This window comes from Leisingera sp. ANG-DT (genome assembly GCF_000813785.1).
Lineage (GTDB): Bacteria > Pseudomonadota > Alphaproteobacteria > Rhodobacterales > Rhodobacteraceae > Leisingera.
This window is the reverse complement of record NZ_JWLE01000001.1, coordinates 321,738-339,073: the sequence shown is the minus strand read 5'-3', so window position 1 is coordinate 339,073 and position 17,336 is coordinate 321,738. Positions and strand designations below refer to the sequence as shown.

Here is a 17,336-nt window from a genome sequence, read left to right as displayed (position 1 = left end):
AGCGCAGTGCGCGGGCGCACAGCGTGCGTCGCAGCGCATATCCGGGTGCCATTTTGGGATTATGGCGGAGAGACAGGGATTCGAACCCTGGAGACGGTTTCCCGCCTACACACTTTCCAGGCGTGCGCCTTCGACCACTCGGCCACCTCTCCGTTGAGGGGGCTTTTGAAGGATCAGCCGGGGAATTGCAAGGGCTGAAACTGCAAAAACTTCACTTACCCCCAAAACTTTTTCAGGCCTCCAGATGCAGGTACACGCGGCGGTTCTGTTTGCCCTTTTTCTCAACCTTTCCAAGGCGGATGCGGCCGATTTCGCCGGTGCGCTTCACATGGGTGCCGCCGCAGGGCTGCAGGTCGATCTGTTCGTCTTCCGTGCCGATACGCACCAGCCGCACCTGCCCTGCCCCGCGCGGCGGCGAGACCGACATGGTCTTGACCAGCTGCGGGTTGGCATCCAGTTCGGCGTCGGTGATCCAGTCCTCTGTCACTGCGAGATCGCGGTCGATCAGCGCTTGCAGCTGGTCCTGCAGCGCCTGCTTGTCCTCCGGCGCCTCCGGCATGTTGAAGTCAAGCCGCCCCTTTTCTGCACCGATCGAGCCGCCAGTCACTTCCAGCGGAATCACCACGGACAGGAGATGCAGCGCCGTGTGGATCCGCATGTGGCCATAGCGGCGGTCCCAGTCGAGCGTCTGGGTCACGGTGGTGCCCACGGCAGGCAGCACCTCCCCTTCATGCGGAACCAGAATAATCGCGCCATCCTCGCCCTTGACCGTGGTTGCGATGGAGCATTGGCCGTCCGCCCACAGGAGCTGGCCGCTGTCGCCGGGCTGGCCGCCGCCGGTGGCATAGAACAAGGTCCGGTCCAAAACGATCCCGCCCTGGTCGGAATGGGCCAGCACCTCCGCCTCGGTTATCCGGGCATAGGCGTCTTTGCGGAACAGCGGTTCACTTGTCGGCATCAGCGTCTCCATCGGAATCAGCATCATCTCCTGCGTCCTGCTGCAGATCATCCAGATCCGGCTTGGGCGGAGCGGAAGCGGAGGCCGCCGCAGGCTGCCCCGCAGCGGACGGCTTGGACGGCGTCAGCGCCTCTGGATTGCGGATCCAGATGTCGCGCTGCATGAAGGGGATCTCGATCCCCTCCTCCTGGAACCGCTTGGAGATTTCATAGTTCATGTCGGATTTCACCGACAGCACCCAGTTCACATCGCGCAGGATCGCCCGGATTTCGAAATCAATGCTGTCAGCGCCGAAGCCCTGGAACACCACATAGGGCGCCGGATTGAGCAGCACCATCGGATGCGCCTTGGCAATCTCGGTAAGAATGGCCTCGACTTTGCGGGGGTCGGTGCCATAGGCAACGCCGACCGGCACGATCACCCGGCCCACGGTATTGCCGCGGGTGTAATTGGTGACGGTCCCGGAGATCAGGTCCGAGTTCGGCACGATCACGTCAGAGCGGTCAAAGGTCTCAATCCGGGTTGAACGCACGGAAATGTCGCGCACATAGCCCATCAGGCCGCCAACCTCGATCCAGTCGCCCTTGGAAATGGGACGCTCGATCAGCAGGATGATGCCGGAGACGAAGTTGGAGACGATGGTCTGCAGGCCGAAACCGATGCCGACCGACAGCGCACCGGCAACGATGGCGAGGGAGGACAGGTCGAGACCGGCCATGGAAATGGCGATCACCGCCGACAGGAAGATGCCGACATAGCCGAGGCCCGAGGTGATGGCGTTCTGGCCGCCCGGGTCGATCTTGGTCTTGGGCAGCAGTGAGTTGCGCAAGGACCCCTGGATCAGCCGGGTCAGCGCGTAACCGGCGGCAAAGACCACGGCAAAGGTCAGGAAGGCGGTGGGCGATATACGGGTATCACCGATCTGGAAACCTTCAAGGAAGCGCGACCACAGTTCGGTCATATCCGCCACCCGCGCGCCCCAGATCAGCGCCAGAAGCGGCAGTGCCAGAGCGGCCAGCAGGAAACCGATCATCACCGCAAAGAGAGAATCCCGCGCCTCGGACCCCTTGCCCGACAGCCAGCCGTAGAGATCGCCCAGGAACCGCTGGAACACCAGCAGCGCGGCCAGCAGTGCCAGAGTGGAAACCGCCGGGTAGATCAGCGCCTCGGCGGCATTCACATAGCCAAGCGCAGCCAGCAGCGGTGAAATGAACCCCAGCAGATAGGAGGCGCGGCGCACCAGTGTAAGAATGCGGTTGGCCCCGGCAGCGATGGCGCCATCCTCTTCGGCGTCCGAAGTTTGCTTCTGGCGCCGTTTGGCGCCGATGCGGTGCAGCCGCAGCATCACCAGCGCCGCCGCCGTGATCAGCGGGAAGCTGGCAACTGCATGGACGGAGGTGGGAATGGTTTCGATATTCTCCAGATTCACCAACGCGTCCTGGAGCACCAGGATCACCGCCAGGATATCCACCATCAGCCGGGTTTCATTGAGCCGCCCCTCCTGCACCGGCACCAGATCATTTTCGAGCCGGCTGGAGAACAGCTGATTGCCCAGCCAGTGGAACGACAGGATCAGCAGTGCCCAGCCCGGGACGTAATCCAGCAGCAGCGAACCGCGGCTGCCGAGGATGCCCGACAGTTCCACCGCGGCGGCCAGGCAGATGATGCCGATGAAGGGCAGGATGACTTCGAGCAGGGACACGATAAAGCCCCAGACGCCGCGGCCGCTGCTGCCGAACTGGCGCAGGTAATCGCCCGCCGCATGGGCCCAGGGACGTCCGCGCAGCAGCAGAAATGCCGCAATTGCCAGCAGCAGAAGCAGCGCCGGCAGGCTGTTGCTGACCCGCTCGGCGGTGGTGGCGCTGCCGATCCTGGAGGCGGTTTCATTCCAGATGGAGCTGACCGACCGGCTGAGCGTGCGCAGGGCGCCGGGCCAGTGTTCGGGGTTCAGCGGCGAGGGGCCGCGCTCCAGCAGCTTGCGGGTGCGGCGCTCGCGGATGATCTTGTCGATTTCGGAGATCAGGCCGTTGGCGCGGCTGTAGGCCTCCTCGGAAACGATGCGCGGCACTTCTAGGTCGCGCAGCTGTGTTTCCAGCGTGGCACGCAGCCGGGCGATATCTTCCGGCTCGCTCTCGCCCTCTTCCGGCGCCTTGCCAAGGGCGCTGAGCTGTCCCTGGAGCGTCCGGATGCGATCGGCGTTCTTGGTGCGCCCTTCCAGGAACCGCTGGCGGTAGCTGGTCAGCTCCTTGCGCAGCATCTCAAATGCGGCGCTGGAGGCGCGGCTGGCGTCAATCACCTCTTCCGCGCGGCTCGCGGTCTTGAGCCAGTCCTGGTAATAGGCGCGGGATTCAGCCGTGAACTGGGCCAGCGCAGGCAAAGCGAGGCCGGCCGCAAAGGCCAGCCCCAGCAATGCAGTCCGCAATGCGGTCAGAATGGGTGTCATACGTCCTCAAAAACACCGGGGATCGATGCGGGCGTGTGGGTCATCCACTCCGGCACCGGCAGGTTCTTTTCACGCAGGAAGTCCGGGTTGAACAGCTTCGACTGGTAACGGGTGCCGTAGTCGCAAAGCACGGTGACAATGGTCTTGCCCGGTCCCATATCCTTGGCCATGCGCACCGCACCGGCGATGTTGATCGCGGTGGAGCCGCCCAGCACCAGGCCTTCGTCGTGCAGCAGGTCAAAGACGTAAGGCACGGCTTCGGCATCGGAAATCTGATAGCTGAAATCCGGGGTGAAGCCTTCGAGGTTCTTGGTGATCCGGCCCTGGCCGATGCCCTCGGTGATTGAGCTGCCTTCGGAGGCCAGTTCGCCCTTGGTGTAATAAGAAAAGAGCGCCGCCCCCATCGGGTCGGCCAGTGCGATTTTCACGCCCTTGGGCTGCAGCGCCTCAGCCACGCCCGCGATGGTGCCGCCGGAGCCAACGGCGCTGACGAAACCATCGACCTTACCACCGGTCTGCTCCCAGATTTCCGGGCCGGTGGTTTCCACATGGGCCTGGCGGTTGGCCACGTTGTCGAACTGATTGGCCCAGATCGCGCCGTTCGGTTCGGTCTTGGCCAGTTTTTCCGCCAGACGCTGGGAATAGCGGACGTAGTTGTTGGGGTTCTTGTAGGGCGCCGCGGGCACCTGAACCAGCTGGGCGCCCGCCAGGCGCAGCATGTCCTTCTTTTCCTCGGACTGGGTTTCCGGGATCACAATCACCGTCTTGAAGCCCATCGAAGCGCCGACCAGCGCGAGGCCAATACCGGTGTTGCCGGCGGTGCCTTCGACAATGGTGCCGCCCGGCTTCAGATCACCGCGGGCGATGGCGTCGCGGATGATGTAGAGCGCGGCGCGGTCCTTGACCGACTGGCCCGGGTTCATGAATTCCGCCTTGCCCAGGATCTCGCAGCCGGTCTCTTCGCTGACGCGGTTCAGGCGGATAAGAGGTGTATGGCCGACGGCATCAGCCAGATCGCGTGCAATGCGCATGGTATCCCTTTCGATCGTTCCCCCATGGTGTATCCAAGCGGTCCGTCGATCACAAGGCGGGAAGCGGGTCAGCTATTGCCTTTGCGCAGCCGTTCACGGTGCCGTGACAGCCACAGCGCAGCCGTCATCAGCGGCATGTCCTGATAGGCCTGCGCGTCAATCCCCGCCATCAATTCATCATAACCGAGGATCCGGCTGCGGATATCCTCGCCCTCGCCCGCAACGCCGCCGCCGCCCGAGACATCAGAAAGGTCGGATATACCTATGAAAATATGGATATATTCCGCTAGCGCCCCGCTGGATGGGTAGCCCCGCGCAACGGTTTCCAGATGCTGGACTGTAACGCCCGCCTCCTCCACCGCTTCGCGCACCGCGGTTTCCTCAGCCGTTTCGCCCGGGTCGATCACCCCGGCAACCGGCTCCCACATCCAGGGGTGCGCGTCGCCCATGATGAAGGGCGGTGCGCGGAATTGTTCCACCAGCAGAACCTGGTCACGCACCGGGTCGTAGGGCAATACCACCGCTGCGTGGCCCGCCATGGAGGCGCAGCGGTTCATCACCGGGCTCATGCTGCCATCGAACCGGCGGAATTGAAGGTCCATCTCCTCCGTCGCGAAGAAGTTCAGATAGGCGCGTTTATGGTTGTGCACGATCACGTCGCGGGACAGGTCGTGCTCCCCGTCGCCGGGCCGGGCCTGCCCGGCCAGCCAGGCAGCGGCCCGGCGGCGGACGGAAGGGAAGCAGCGGGCCACCTCTTCGGCGCTCATCCTGCCGTGATAGGCCATGACTTCTTCTGCTGCGCGCAAAGACAGCGCGCCCCACTGAGCCACCCATGCAGCCAGGTCCCAAGGCTCGGCTGTCTGCCACAGGCCAGGCTCTGGAAAATACACCTCCGCCCCGGCAGATTTGCCATCTGCCAGCTGCACGGTGACAGGCTTCAGGGCATAGCCAAAGCCGCCTTCGTAAAAGTTGAGCGCGTCCAGGTCAGCCGGTGACAGACCCTGCACCAGAACACCATCCGCGATAGCGCCATCGCGCTCCTCGATTGCGGGAAACGGCTGCCCGGCCACCTGATACACACCGTGACCGGGCAGTTTCGCGGATTGCGCATTCAGGGCGTCCCCGCTGCGGCCCAAAACCAGCTCAAGCAAAGGGATATGGCGCAGCGTGCCAAAGAAAAACAGATCAGCCACGATTAATAACCTATTGTTAGATAAAGATTTCAGCGCCAGCGGCGGGAAGCGTTTTCAGTGGCGAGGCCAGCAAGAACGCCGCCGACCACCAGCGGAATCAGCACTGACGGCACAGCGATAACAAAGAAGTATTCCAGCGCAATCACGAAAATGGCCGACAAGGCTTCAAACGGGCCGTCATAGCGGTGCCGCATGGCAAGGCGGAACATTTCCCAGGTGCCCTGAACGAACAGGGCCCACAGCACCATCACTGCCATACCAGTTAGGCCATTGTTGATAGCGGGCACCAGGCCACCCCCTGCCCGCCGGCCCATGAATATCCAGCCGCACAGCAGGCCCAGCAGCACATTCACATGAACGAAGTATCCGAAATCCGTGCCCTCTGGCATTTGCGGCATGACCAGGAAGGAAACGAGAAACGCCAGTAAAGCCAGGGACAAAGCGGCAGTCAGGCGGGCTCCGGTGGGCATGTGTGGTCAGGTTCCGTGGCAGGAGATCAGTCAGCGATGAGCAACTGTAATCTGCGTCACGTCGCAATTTCCAGTCTTAAAGGCAGCCGCGCAGGAAGTGAGGTAAAAGTTCCACATCTTGTGGAAACGCTCATCAAACCCCAAGCCTGAGATCTGCTCCCAGCGGGCATTGAAAGTCTCGTGCCAGCGCCTGAGCGTCAGGTCATAGCTGTTGCCAAATTCGATCGACTTCACAACACCAAGGCCTGCCCTTTCCACCTGACCGCGCAGCACAGCCGGGGATGGCAGCATGCCGCCGGGGAAGATGTGTTTCTGGATGAAATCAACCCCCTTGCGGTAAATCTCCCATCTGCGGTCGGCAACGGTGATGATCTGCAGGGTGGCCTTGCCGCCAGGTTTCAGCCGGTCGCGGATGGCACCAAAGTAAGCAGGCCAGTATTTCTCTCCCACCGCCTCGAACATCTCGATCGAGGCGATGCCGTCGAACTGGCCGCGGCAGTCGCGGTAGTCCTGCAGACGCAGCTCCACCTGTCCGGAAAGCCCGGCCTTTTCAATGCGCTGCCGGGCAAACCTTAACTGTTCCTTACTGATTGTCAGGCCGGTCACCTTCAACCCGCGTTCCCTGGCGGCGTATTCGGCAAAGCCGCCCCAGCCGCAGCCGACCTCCAGAACGTGATCGCCAGGCTGCACCTCCATCTGATCCACCATAGAGGCGTATTTTGCGGTTTGCGCCGCCTCCAGGCTGTCCTGGCCGCTGCGGAACAGGGCGCTGGAATAGGTCATCGTGTCATCCAGCCACAGCCGGTAGAAATCATTGCCCAGGTCATAGTGATAGGAAATGTTCTTCTTCGCCTGGCGCTTGTGGTTGCGGTGCAGCCAGAAGCGGAAGCGTTCATAGGCCCGCGCCAGCCCCTGACCCGGGAAACCGTCATAGACGGTATCCGCGCCCATATGCACCAGGTCCATAAAGGCCTGCAGGTCCGTGGTGCTCCACCAGCCCTCCAGATATGCGTCGGAGAAGCCCAGGTCGCCCTCGCGGATCAGGCGGGCAAAACAGTCGGGATGGTGGATGATCAGATCCGCAGCCGGACCCGGGTTCCGGCCCTTGGCGGTGAAAATGCGCCCGTCCGGCAGCTGGATATCCAGCTGCCCGACCTCCATGGCCTTCACTTTGGCAAACACTGCCGGAAAATAGCGCGGCAGGTCTTTCTGGCCCTCAACGGACGTGAGCTTCATTCGCTTCCCCCTGTGCAGGATACGGGCGTGCTACAGGGAAAAAGCTAGGCCGGAGGGGGCTTTGAGGCAAGAAAACTGTGTGTTAGCGGCTGTCACGATTGTCGTGATAAGCCGTGAGCGCGCGGTCCCGGCCAGCCTGCAGGCTGATGATTGGATCTGCCCTCGGCATGTCCTGGGCGAGGTTCCAGGACCGCGGGGCTGCGTCGTAGAAATCCAGCGCGGTTTGCGGAGGCTTGCCCTGGCCTTCGGCAATCCAGCGGCTGGTGTAGGCGCCGGAGGGGTCGAATTTGTCCAGCTGGCCGGAGGGATTGAACACGCGGAAGAAAGGTGCCGCATCGGGGCCGGAGCCAGCTACCCATTGCCAGCCCATGGCGTTGGAGGCCGGGTCCCAGTCCACCAGCGTGTCCGCGAACCACTCCATGCCTATTTTCCAATGCGACATCAAATGCTTGGTCAGGAAACTTGCGACGATCATGCGGGCGCGGTTGTGCATTTTGCCGGTGACGAAAAGCTCCCGCATGGCGGCATCGACAAAGCCGTATCCGGTCTGGCCACGCTGCCAGGCCTGCACTTGCGGCGTAACTTCCTGCGACCAGGGGAAATCCTGCCACTCCTCGCGCCAGCTGGCAGTCAGGATATGCGGCGAGTGGTACATCAGGTGATAGGCGAACTCGCGCCAAACCACCTCTTTCAGGAAGGTCTCAGCCCCCTGGCTCGCCTGTTCCATCGCTGCCCGGCCCCGGTGCCACAAACGGTGCGGGCTGATTTCGCCCCAGGCGAGGTTTTCCGACAGGCCGGAGGTTGCATCTTCGCCCGGAAAGTCGCGGCGGTCCTTGTAGGCGGACACCTTGTCTTGCAGGAATTCGTCCAGGCGGTCCTGCGCTGCTGCCTCACCCACCCGGCAATAGCGGGCCACCACATCGGCACCGCGGCGCATGGCGGCACCCATGTTCCACGCAGTGAGGTTCTCACTGGCGGGCCACGTGTCCGGCGCGGGCAGCTTTCCCGGCGCAGGCAGCAGGCTGGAGACATCGCGCACCCGCACGGATTTCCAGAACGGGGTGAAGACCTTGTACATGCCGCCGGTCTTGGTTTCGACGGTCCAGGGTTCGAACAGCAGCCGCCCGCCGTGGGATTTGGCCTCGACACCCTGCTTCTTGAGCTGCGTCTTGACTTCCGTGTCGCGGGCAATCGCCTGCGGGTCATAGAGGCGGGACCAATGCACCGCCCCTGCCCCGGTTTCTTCGGCCAGCTCCCGCAGCACCGCAAGTGCAGAACCGCGGCGCAGGATCAGGCGCGATCCGGCCTTTTCCAGCGCCCTGGCAAAGCACTCCAGCCCGAGGCCAAGACGGAACTTGGGGGCGGCGCCCAGCGCCGCCTCCTGTTCGTCGAGGATATAGACGGGCAGCACCGGGGCGCCGCTGTTCACGGCAGCCGTAAGGGCCGGATTGTCTGCCAGGCGGAGGTCCCGCCTGATCCACCAAATGACCGGGGCACGGCTGCTCATGTCTTCGTCCTTATGCGGTTCCTGTTACAGCACCCGGTCCAAGGCCTCAGTCAGTTTGGCGACCTCTGCCTCGGACGTGTAGTGGGTAAAGCTGATACGCAGCACGCCCTCGCTTGGATCCACCCCCATCGCTTCCAGCGCGCGCACGGCGTAGAAATCGCCACCGCCTGCCATGATGCCGTGTTCTGCCAGCTGGGCCGCAACCGGCTCTGCCGCACGGCTGAGGGCCAGGGCCACGGTGGGCGCACGGTTTTCGGCGATGGACGGACCCAGCAGGCGCAGATCGTTGCGGTCCTTCACTGCGTCCAGCAGCGGCTGCAGCAGCTTGATTTCATGCGCGCGCATCAGGTCGTGGGCAAAGGCACCGGTCTCCGCAGCGCTGCCGCTGTGGCCGTGATGCACCGCCAGCGCCTCGAAATAATCCGCCATACCGGCCGAAGCCGCCACCTGGGCGTGGTCGGGGCCGGCCGGAGTGAAGCGTTTGTAGAGGTCGCCTGCGTTAAAGTAATGCGCCTGGTTCGGCAGCAGCTCGCCCAGCGCCCGGCGGATCACCATGACGCCCTGATGCGGCCCGTAGGTCTTGTAGGAGGAGAACAGGTAGATGTCGGCGCCCAGTTCATCCACGTTCGGCAGCCCGTGCGGCGCATAGGAGACACCATCGACGCAGACAAAGGCACCCGCAGCATGGGCCATTGCGGTGATCTCTGCCACCGGGTTGATCTCCCCCACCACGTTGGAGCAATGCGGGAAGCAGACCAGGCGGACGTTTTCATCCAGCAGGTTTTCCAGCTGCGCCACATCCAGATGGCCGGTCTGCGGGTCCAGCTGCCATTCGCGGACCTCGATCCCCTCCTCGGCCAGACGCCGCCAGGGGCCGGTATTGGCCTCATGGTCCTGGTTGGTGACGATGATGGCTTCTCCGGGCTTCATCAGTTTGCGGAAGGCCTGCGCCAGCACATAGGTGTTCTGGGTGGTCGAGGGGCCAAAGCTCAGCTCATCCGTGGCGACGCCCATCAGCGCGGCCAGGCGGGTGCGGGCCTCGTCCATTTCCTCGCCGCCCAGGCGGGACGCCTCATAGGGTGCGTAGGGCTGGACCTTGCGCTGGGTGTAGAACCGGGTCAGCCGGTCGATCACATGGCGGCAGGTGTAGGACCCGCCGGCATTTTCAAAGAACGCCTGCCCTTCAAGGCTGGGTTCCGCAAAGGCGGGGAACTGTGCCCGGACGAAATCAATATCCAAAACGCTCATCGCGTGTCTCCTCAATCGCTGCGGTTCAGGGGGCGACCGGCACATGCCAGGGATCACCCCGAACATGGCAGGTCTTCCAGCCGAGCCGCGCTCCCGCACAAGGATTGAGGGATCGCAGGCAGCCCTGCAAGGCGGAAAAGCCATAGCAGGACACGAGGGTCGTAACGTAGCGGCTGAGGTCCGGTCAAGCGGCAAGGCTGATGCCGGAAACTGTCATCAGGGCATGGCAGTCTGGCGGCATCACATCATGGAGAATTAGATATGGCTTTCACACCAAAGGATTTTCTGGTCTGGGGCGAACTGCCCGTCAGCGACCTGGACGCGGCGGTCACGTTTTACAGCAAGGTGACCGGCGCCGATCTGACCATCGACAGCAGCGGACCCAATCCGATTGCGATGTTCAAGCCTGCTGATGAGACAACCGGCGTTGCCTTGCATCTCTATCCCGGCAAACCCGCAGGCGACGGCCGCGGCCCAACTCTGCATCTGACTGCAGAAGGCGAACTGGAAGACGTGATGGAGCGGATCACGGATGCCGGAGGCAAGGTGGTCTCCGAAACCATCGAGATCCCGCCCGGGCGGTTTTTCTATGCCATTGATCCGGACGGCAACTCGCTCGGGTTCTTCAAGTACAATAGCTGACAAAGAGAACACCCCGGCAGGTTTGCCGGGGTGTTCTGTCACGCATTGCAAGATACCCTAGCGTGCCTCTGTCTGCAGGCCGCGGAAGATGGCCCAGCACATCAGCAGCAGCACCACAGTGAATGGCAGCCCGGTCGAGATCACCATCGCCTGCAACGCGCCAAGACCGCCGCCGAGCAGCAGCACGATGGCAACGGCGCCTTCGAAGATGCACCAGAACACCCGCTGCGGCACCGGCGCGTCGACCTTGCCGCCTGCTGTGATGGTGTCGATCACCAGCGAACCGGAGTCCGACGAGGTCACGAAGAACACCACCACCAGCACGATGCCGACAAAGGAGGTGATGCCGGCCAGCGGCAGCTCACCCAGCATCTTGAACAGTTTGAGTTCAAGCGCCGCGTCCTGCGCCCCGGTGAAACCGTCAGACAGCACCTGGTGAATGGCGGTGCCGCCAAAGACGCTCATCCAAAGGACGCAGACGAGGCTGGGGATCAGCAGCACGCAGATCACGAACTCCCGCACGGTTCGGCCGCGGCTGACGCGGGCGATGAACATGCCCACAAACGGCGACCAGCTGATCCACCAGGCCCAGTAGAAGGCGGTCCAGCCCTGACTGAAGTTCACATCCTCGCGCCCGATCGGGTTGGAGAGTGCCGGCAGATATTCGACATAGGCCATCAGGCTGGCGGCAAAACCTGTCAGGATGGCCATGGTCGGGCCAACCAGCAGCACGAAGATCAGCAGCAGGAAGGCCAGCCCCATGTTGATCTCCGACAGCACCTTCACACCGCCGTCCAGCCCGCGCAGCACCGAGATCAGCGCAACAGCGGTAATAGCGGTAATCAGGATCACCTCGGTGGTGGCGCCGGTCGGCACGCCGAACAGCTCATTCAGGCCTGCGTTGGCCTGGGTCGCACCGAAGCCAAGCGAGGTTGCAAGGCCGAACAGCGTGGCAAAAACCGCCAGGATGTCGATGACGTGGCCAGTCCAGCCCCAGACACGCTCGCCGAAGATCGGGTAAAAGGCAGAGCGGATCGTGAGCGGCAGTCCCTTGTTATAGGTGAACAGAGCCAGGGCCAGCGCGACGATGGCATAGATCGCCCAGGGGTGAAGACCCCAATGGAAGATCGTCGCGGCCATCCCCAGGCGCACCGCCTCGGCCTCATCCCCCGCTGCAGCGCCCAGCGGCGCCCAGTCGGTGCGGGCGCCGCCGCCCTCTGGCACAGCAGTTCCGCCGAAAGCGGTGGAGAAATGGCTCATCGGTTCGCTGACGCCATAGAACATGAGGCCAATGCCCATGCCTGCGGCAAACAGCATCGCGAACCAGCCTAGGTAGTTGTAATCCGGTGTGGCCTCATTGCCGCCCAGACGGACCTTGCCCCAGGGGGAGACGATCAGAAACAGGCAGAACAGGACAAACAGGTCGGCGGCGCCGAAGAAGAACCAGTCAAAACTGCTGGTGACCGCTGGGCGCAGCCAGTTGAAAAAGGCGCCTGCCTGTTCCGGCAGCGCCAGCGCGTAAAACACAAAGGCCACGATGACCAAGCCGGACACCAGGAACACCGGATTGTGGATGTCGACCCCGAACGGGCCGATCTGGGTTTCGATATTGTCCTGACCGATCTCGTATTCGGTGTCGATGATATCTGCCTCGCCCTCCGGGGCGGGGATACCCTGATTGGTGGTTTCGTCAGCCATTGCGGCCTCCTTCCCAAATTGCTTTGCCGGGCAAACCTCCGTTTGCGCTCTCGGAGGAGGCGGCGCGCCGCCTTGTCCGCGGCAATGAGCGGATAAAGGGCGGCAAATCGGATCATGCCCGGGTATTCAGATTTATTGCGGCCTATGGGCGTCTGCCCGGGCACCGCGGGGCAATGCAGCCCGAAAGACTGCCCGGAAACACCGCAGCCCGATATTGGGGCCGCCCTTACAGAATAAAAGACGCGCGGACATCGCCGCGCGTCTTCCGACAGATGCAAGCTATTATAAGGATTTAGGCGTTCACGTCCACCACCACCCGGCCCTTGACCTGACCCTTGAGGATGTCCGCGCCCAATTGCGGCAAATCGCTGAGGGCCGCGGGCTGGATCATCGCCTCCAGCTTGTCCATCGGCAGGTCGCTGGCGATGCGCTGCCACGCACGGACGCGGTTGTCATAGGGCTGCATGACCGAGTCGATGCCCAAGAGGTTCACGCCGCGCAGCAGGAAGGGGATCACGGTCGCAGGCAGCGCCGCGCCGCCCGCCAGGCCGACCGCAGCCACCGAGGCGCCGTATTTCATCTGCCCCAGTACCCGCGCCAGCATGGCGCCGCCAACAGCGTCCACGCAGCCCGCCCAGGATTCGCTCTCCAGCGGGCGCTTGGTGGTCTCGTTGATCTCCTCCCGCGCAACAATCTGCGTTGCACCCAGCGAATTCAGGTAGTCCGCCGTTTCCGGACGGCCGGTCACGCCGGCCACTTCATAGCCCAGGTTTGCCAGGATCGCGGTGGCGACAGAGCCGACACCGCCCGCGGCACCGGTAACAAGCACCGGGCCATGGCCTGGCTCCAGCCCGTGATCCTCTAGTGCCATTACCGCCAGCATTGCGGTGAACCCCGCGGTGCCCACGGCCATTGCCTGGCGGCTGTTCAAACCTTCGGGCAGCGGCACAAGCCAGTCGGCGCGTACGTTGGCTTTCTGGCTGTAGCCACCCCAATGGGCCTCGCCCACGCGCCAGCCGGTCAGCACAACCTTGTCGCCCGGTTTGTAGCGGTCATCTGAGGACGCTTCGACGGTGCCGGCAAAGTCGATGCCCGGCACATGCGGGTACTTGCGCACCAGCCCGCCGCCCGGCCCGATGCACAGACCGTCCTTGTAGTTCACGGTGGAGTATTCAACGGCCACGGTCACCTCGCCCTCGGGCAGCTGATCCAGGCTGATCTGCTCCACCGCGGCAGAGGTCTTGCCGCTGTCTTCGTCCTTGTTCACCACCAGTGCATTGAACATCGTGCCATCCTTTCCTGTACCGCGGACCAGATCCCATGTTCATCTGGCCCAATATATCCCGGGGGCGCCGCGGCCTGCCGCGGCGGGGGCAGCGCCCCCGGTGTTCAGCGTCAGCGCCAGAATTTCTCCTGCACTGTTGCAGGCCGCATGCCTGCCGGGGTCTCAACCTCCAGCATAGTGCCCGGCGCCCAATGAGACCGGTCCACCATGCCGATGGCCGCGTTCACTCCGAACTCCGGCGAGAAGATGGCCGAGCCAATCTCTCCGACCCGGCGTCCGTCCGCAAAAAGCGGCCAGGCGTCCAGGCAGGGCGGGATCTCCCCGCCGATCACCAGCGGCCGGATCTGGCGGGCGGGGCCGTTTGCCGCCTGTTCTGACAGTGCGGACTTGCCGATATACTCCTCCGGAGAATTGCAGAACTTGCCCAGCCCGCATTCAAAAGGGGTGTTTTCCCGTGTCATGTCATTGCCGTAGCTCAGCAGCCCGCTTTCGATCCGCTCAATGGCGTTGGGGCAGCCTGCCCGCACGTTCAGGTCTTCACCTGCCGCAAACAGCGCGTCCCACAAGGGCATGCCCAGATCAGCGCCTTCGACATAGACCTCGAAGCCGCCCTGCTTGGACCAGCCGGAGCGCGCCACCACCAGCTCAGCCCCCTGGAAGTCCAGACGCTTGTAGCGGAAGAAACGGATATCACGCACCGCTTCGCCAAAGACGCGGGCCATCAGCTCATCTGCCTTCGGGCCCTGCACCGCCAGCGGGGAAACATCGGGCTCCGTGATCTCCACGTCGAAGCCCTTGGCGATGGCGATCCCCAGCGCAAATTGCAGCAGGTCGCCGTCGGCAAGCGACAGCCAGTAATGATCCGCGGCCAGTTTCACCGCCACCGGGTCGTTCAGCATGCCGCCGTTGTGATCGACCGTCGGCACATAGTAGCACTGGTCGTCTGCCATCTTGTCCATGTCGCGCGGGCTGATCAGCTTCATCAGACGCAGCGCATCGGGACCTTTAATGCTGACCTGGCGCTCGCAGGCCACGTCCCAGACCTGCACATGCTCCTTCAGATGGGCGCAGTCGTATTCCAGGCTGTCAAACACCGTTGCCAGCAGCATGTGGTTGTAGACCGTGTAGCCCTTGACGCCCGCGGCCTCGACACCGGGGGAAAAGGGCGTGCGCCGGATGCGGCGGGAGGGAAAAATGCTTGCCATGCTCAAGTCTCCGTTTGAGCGTTTCAGGTGATTGGCTGCGTGCGGCAGAGCCACTGCCGCAAAAGCCTGCGTGCAGAGGATCCAGGCATTGCCCTCCCCCGACTCAAGCCTTAGGTTTTAAATGTCAGACTTTTAAATGTCAGACAAATGATTTCTTGCCCGGACCGCATCCGGGCCGCACTTTGCAAGGACACCGGGTATGCAGATTGACCCAAGCAGTTCCGCCGATCTGTCGGTTCAGATAGCGCAGGCGATCAAGGATGCCATCATCTCCGGCGACTTGATCGTGGATGAGCGGCTGCCGTCGGAAGCGGAGTTGTCGGATCATTTTCAGGTCTCCCGCCCGACGGTGCGCGAAGCGCTGAAACGGCTGGCGGCGCAATCGCTGATCCGCACCCAGCGCGGGGCGTCCGGCGGTGCCTTTGTGAATCGTATTAGCTTTGAGGACGCTTATGCGCAGCAGGTCACCACATCGACACTGCTGCTGAGTATGAATGAGGTGAGCTTTGATACCGCCTGCGAGGCGCGCTATGCGCTGGAGCGGTCTTGCGCGCCGCTGTCGGCCGCACGCCGCAGCGCTGACCATCTGGCGACTATGCGGGCAGAGATTTTCCGCCAAGGGCAGCCAGGGCTGACGGATGTGGCCTTCTGTGCCTCCGACGTGGCCTTTCACCGGGCGCTGGTGGACGGGGCATGCAATCCGGTATTGTCCTATCAGCTGGCCGGCGCGGTGGAGGCAATGCAACCCCTGATGAACATGATCACCTTCACCGCCCGCGACCGCGCCGTGATCACCGGGCTTCACACCCGGATTGCCGATGCCATCGAGGCGGGCGATGGCGGCGCAGCAGTTGCGGGCCTGCAGGACCTGGAAGATGAAACCCGCGAACTGGCAGCCAATGTCTTTGCGGCCCGGGCAAGGAGGTAAGAGTTTGTTAACCATGAACCGGGAAACTTCCGGCATGGTTAAACCTGGCTCCGCCCTTTCCCCTGATATCTGGCTGCGCGATATCTTCGCCTGCAAGGCGGTGCAGAACGGCGGTGTGGTCCGCCGCAAGCGCCGCGACATTGAACGCTATGCCGGGATGGACGCCTTTCTGACAGAGGTGCGCGCCCGCGGGTTTCAGGCGGTGCAGAACCGCGAGCAGGTCATCATCTTCTGCAACGGCGCCCCGATCCGCAGACTGATTTAGCGCCGCCGTTTCCCGGCGCGGGAAACGGCCAAAAATCCTGCGAGGATTTTCGGGGGCTGCGGTTTCGGCTGACACCAGTTTTCCGCACCGGAAAACTGGCCGGAATCCTCGCAGGATTCCGGTTCTCCCCTTTGCATCCGCGCAGAAGCCGCTTATATGACTCCTGTTCCTTCGGGAACTATGGACATAAACGCGCTCGTAATAAGCGGATCGGACCCGGGGGCGGTACCCGGCGGCTCCACCAAAATCCTTCGTTTGAGGATCATGGGGCCGAAACAGGATCGACGGACGTCTAAAGGGGTTTTGCTTTGTCTCGGCGGGGTGCCACCGTACCGGCCCAAACAGTACAATTGCAAACGACAATCGTGCTCCGGTTGCTCTGGCTGCGTAAGCAGTTCGAGGAATCGAAATCTAAGTCCTTGCGCCTAGCCGCGTAAGGCGGGGTTCGCAGGTACCTGGCAACAGAAACCTGCACTTTACCATTCCCAGGATATTATGCTTGTTTAACGCAACCGGATGCAGCCGCGCCGTAAACCGGGCCCGGTCCCCCGAAGGGTGAACATGACCAAAACCGCCAGCACACTCCACGTTTCGCCGCGCCGGGCATCCCCGGCGGACGGCCCGGCTCAGCCTTCTGCAGAGGGATACCCGAACATGGCGGCACCGTTCGACCCGGATAGCTGCACAGACATGCCGCTGACAAGTCTTCTGCATTTCTGGTTTCAGGAGGTCTGGTGCAAAGGTAACCTTGATGCAGTTGACGAGGTGATGACGGCAAAGACAGTGATCTCGGGTGCGGTCTCAGCCCTCGCCGAGCCGGAATGCGACTACGGCGAAGTGGTGGCGGCGCTGCGCAATCTCGTGGGGCCCATGAAGGTGGCCTTCACCCATGCAATGGAAACCCGGGACTGGGTATCCATCCGGCTGCTGGTTGACACCAGTGATCCCAAGGATGGAACTGCCTTTCAGATCACCGGGCAGGTTATGGCACGGGTGGCGGACGGCAAGATCGCGGAGCTGCATTCCAACATGGATTATTTCAGGATGTTCGAACAGCTAGGCCAGCTGCCGCCTGAGGCCATGGCGGTTTGCATGACCGGGGAAAGGTTGCGGTAGCCGCAGCCTGCAATTGCTTGACAAGAGGGGCACAAACGCGCTTGTAAGAATGCATGGGGAGAGACGCGAACGCCCCGTGAGGCGACAGCCCAAGGTTCGCATGTTAACCTT

The 17,336-nt window shown here is 62.8% G+C and carries 15 protein-coding genes, 1 tRNA gene and 1 other RNA gene; 5 read left to right on the top strand and 12 right to left on the bottom strand.

What is annotated here, in order from left to right:
- Positions 1-62: 62 nt before the first annotated feature.
- The 9 genes from RA21_RS01705 to RA21_RS01665 form a co-directional block, all read right to left on the bottom strand.
- Positions 63-152, bottom strand: a tRNA-Ser gene (locus RA21_RS01705).
- 80 nt (positions 153-232) lie between these two features.
- Positions 233-985 carry an alanyl-tRNA editing protein gene (locus RA21_RS01700; protein ID WP_193748043.1) on the bottom strand — a complete coding sequence of 251 codons (753 nt, stop codon included), beginning with the start codon at positions 983-985 and terminating at the stop codon, positions 233-235.
- Entirely contained in the window at positions 945-3,401 is a 2,457-nt protein-coding gene (locus RA21_RS01695) for a DUF3772 domain-containing protein (protein ID WP_019297491.1), read from the bottom strand. Before RA21_RS01695 ends, RA21_RS01700 begins: the two co-directional genes overlap by 41 nt.
- The gene (locus RA21_RS01690) at positions 3,398-4,432 is read right to left on the bottom strand and encodes a cysteine synthase A (RefSeq protein ID WP_019297490.1); all 1,035 of its coding nucleotides are present in this window, start codon (positions 4,430-4,432) and stop codon (positions 3,398-3,400) included. Before RA21_RS01690 ends, RA21_RS01695 begins: the two co-directional genes overlap by 4 nt.
- Before the next feature lie 68 nt (positions 4,433-4,500).
- On the bottom strand, positions 4,501-5,625 hold the full coding sequence (locus tag RA21_RS01685) for an NUDIX domain-containing protein (RefSeq protein ID WP_039145715.1): 1,125 nt from the start codon (positions 5,623-5,625) through the stop codon (positions 4,501-4,503).
- Between the two features lie 29 nt (positions 5,626-5,654).
- Positions 5,655-6,095, bottom strand: coding sequence for a TrgA family protein (locus tag RA21_RS01680; protein WP_019297488.1), 441 nt, complete (start codon positions 6,093-6,095; stop codon positions 5,655-5,657).
- A gap of 30 nt (positions 6,096-6,125) precedes the next feature.
- Entirely contained in the window at positions 6,126-7,331 is a 1,206-nt protein-coding gene (locus RA21_RS01675; protein WP_039145713.1) for an SAM-dependent methyltransferase, read from the bottom strand.
- Between the two features lie 82 nt (positions 7,332-7,413).
- Complete coding sequence (locus RA21_RS01670; protein WP_039145711.1) at positions 7,414-8,838, bottom strand: cryptochrome/photolyase family protein; 1,425 nt, start codon at positions 8,836-8,838, stop codon at positions 7,414-7,416.
- Positions 8,839-8,862: 24 nt separating this feature from the next.
- A complete protein-coding gene (locus tag RA21_RS01665; protein ID WP_039145709.1) occupies positions 8,863-10,086 on the bottom strand; it encodes an aminotransferase class V-fold PLP-dependent enzyme in 1,224 nt (407 codons plus the stop codon).
- A gap of 261 nt (positions 10,087-10,347) precedes the next feature.
- Here RA21_RS01665 and RA21_RS01660 point away from each other — a divergent pair, with 261 nt between their 5' ends.
- Entirely contained in the window at positions 10,348-10,728 is a 381-nt protein-coding gene (locus RA21_RS01660; RefSeq protein ID WP_039145707.1) for a VOC family protein, read from the top strand.
- Positions 10,729-10,785: 57 nt separating this feature from the next.
- Here RA21_RS01660 and RA21_RS01655 read toward each other — a convergent pair whose 3' ends face one another.
- From RA21_RS01655 to RA21_RS01645, 3 genes are all read right to left on the bottom strand, one after another.
- Positions 10,786-12,426, bottom strand: a complete 1,641-nt coding sequence (locus tag RA21_RS01655; protein WP_039145705.1) for a BCCT family transporter — start codon at positions 12,424-12,426, stop codon at positions 10,786-10,788.
- A 292-nt stretch (positions 12,427-12,718) separates the two neighbouring features.
- Complete coding sequence (gene acuI, locus RA21_RS01650; RefSeq protein ID WP_039145703.1) at positions 12,719-13,711, bottom strand: acryloyl-CoA reductase; 993 nt, start codon at positions 13,709-13,711, stop codon at positions 12,719-12,721.
- 110 nt (positions 13,712-13,821) lie between these two features.
- Positions 13,822-14,916, bottom strand: a complete 1,095-nt coding sequence (locus tag RA21_RS01645) for a dimethylsulfoniopropionate demethylase (protein ID WP_039145702.1) — start codon at positions 14,914-14,916, stop codon at positions 13,822-13,824.
- A 199-nt stretch (positions 14,917-15,115) separates the two neighbouring features.
- Between RA21_RS01645 and RA21_RS01640 the strand changes: the two genes are divergently transcribed.
- The 4 genes from RA21_RS01640 (at position 15,116) to RA21_RS01630 (ending at position 17,225) form a co-directional block, all read left to right on the top strand.
- Positions 15,116-15,844 (top strand): FadR/GntR family transcriptional regulator, encoded by a 729-nt coding sequence (locus RA21_RS01640; RefSeq protein WP_039145701.1) that lies wholly within the window; start codon positions 15,116-15,118, stop codon positions 15,842-15,844.
- A gap of 34 nt (positions 15,845-15,878) precedes the next feature.
- Positions 15,879-16,109, top strand: a complete 231-nt coding sequence (locus tag RA21_RS01635) for a hypothetical protein (protein WP_029204944.1) — start codon at positions 15,879-15,881, stop codon at positions 16,107-16,109.
- Positions 16,110-16,235: 126 nt separating this feature from the next.
- Positions 16,236-16,585: a transfer-messenger RNA gene (gene ssrA, locus RA21_RS22195) on the top strand.
- Positions 16,586-16,799: 214 nt separating this feature from the next.
- Positions 16,800-17,225, top strand: coding sequence for a nuclear transport factor 2 family protein (locus RA21_RS01630; protein WP_039146462.1), 426 nt, complete (start codon positions 16,800-16,802; stop codon positions 17,223-17,225).
- Positions 17,226-17,336 lie beyond the last annotated feature (111 nt).

What these genes read in the sequence shown, in the direction of transcription:
- RA21_RS01680 (WP_019297488.1), bottom strand. Translation starts at nt 6,095, where the DNA reads ATGCCCACCGGAGCCCGCCTGACTGCCGCTTTGTCCCTGGCTTTACTG.
- RA21_RS01635 (WP_029204944.1), top strand. Translation starts at nt 15,879, where the DNA reads ATGGTTAAACCTGGCTCCGCCCTTTCCCCTGATATCTGGCTGCGCGAT.
- RA21_RS01640 (WP_039145701.1), top strand. Translation starts at nt 15,116, where the DNA reads ATGCAGATTGACCCAAGCAGTTCCGCCGATCTGTCGGTTCAGATAGCG.
- RA21_RS01695 (WP_019297491.1), bottom strand. Translation starts at nt 3,401, where the DNA reads ATGACACCCATTCTGACCGCATTGCGGACTGCATTGCTGGGGCTGGCC.
- RA21_RS01700 (WP_193748043.1), bottom strand. Translation starts at nt 985, where the DNA reads ATGATGCTGATTCCGATGGAGACGCTGATGCCGACAAGTGAACCGCTG.
- RA21_RS01675 (WP_039145713.1), bottom strand. Translation starts at nt 7,331, where the DNA reads ATGAAGCTCACGTCCGTTGAGGGCCAGAAAGACCTGCCGCGCTATTTT.
- acuI (WP_039145703.1), bottom strand. Translation starts at nt 13,711, where the DNA reads ATGTTCAATGCACTGGTGGTGAACAAGGACGAAGACAGCGGCAAGACC.
- RA21_RS01630 (WP_039146462.1), top strand. Translation starts at nt 16,800, where the DNA reads ATGCCGCTGACAAGTCTTCTGCATTTCTGGTTTCAGGAGGTCTGGTGC.
- RA21_RS01660 (WP_039145707.1), top strand. Translation starts at nt 10,348, where the DNA reads ATGGCTTTCACACCAAAGGATTTTCTGGTCTGGGGCGAACTGCCCGTC.
- RA21_RS01655 (WP_039145705.1), bottom strand. Translation starts at nt 12,426, where the DNA reads ATGGCTGACGAAACCACCAATCAGGGTATCCCCGCCCCGGAGGGCGAG.
- RA21_RS01645 (WP_039145702.1), bottom strand. Translation starts at nt 14,916, where the DNA reads ATGGCAAGCATTTTTCCCTCCCGCCGCATCCGGCGCACGCCCTTTTCC.
- RA21_RS01670 (WP_039145711.1), bottom strand. Translation starts at nt 8,838, where the DNA reads ATGAGCAGCCGTGCCCCGGTCATTTGGTGGATCAGGCGGGACCTCCGC.
- RA21_RS01690 (WP_019297490.1), bottom strand. Translation starts at nt 4,432, where the DNA reads ATGCGCATTGCACGCGATCTGGCTGATGCCGTCGGCCATACACCTCTT.
- RA21_RS01665 (WP_039145709.1), bottom strand. Translation starts at nt 10,086, where the DNA reads ATGAGCGTTTTGGATATTGATTTCGTCCGGGCACAGTTCCCCGCCTTT.